Source organism: Parendozoicomonas sp. 2304DJ65-17, assembly GCF_058148445.1.
Genome location: NZ_JBYVJV010000150.1, coordinates 1 through 231, shown reverse-complemented (window position 1 = coordinate 231; position 231 = coordinate 1). Strand labels below are relative to the sequence as shown.

Here is a 231-nt window from a genome sequence, read left to right as displayed (position 1 = left end):
CGCGATATCATAAAAATAAGTATCATTGGAACGAGCTATGGCGCGAACCAGATTAGTCCAGCCATCCCACGTACGTTTCCAGTTTCGGTAACGGCGCTCTTCACCGGGAAGTTGGAAATAACCATTATCAAAAATTCTGTAGTCACTTTCAACCGTATCACTGTCTAGTGCTGCCAAACCTATAAATGGTTTGATGGTAGAAGCTGGAGGATACTCACCCAGCGTCGCCCG

The 231-nt window shown here is 46.3% G+C and carries 1 protein-coding gene; it reads right to left on the bottom strand.

Annotation, left to right across the window (positions count from 1 at the left end; all coding sequences use genetic code 11):
- Positions 1-231, bottom strand: a 231-nt coding sequence (locus tag ACY2RR_RS24860) for a penicillin-binding transpeptidase domain-containing protein (RefSeq protein WP_490110877.1), incomplete at both ends; no start/stop codon positions are given.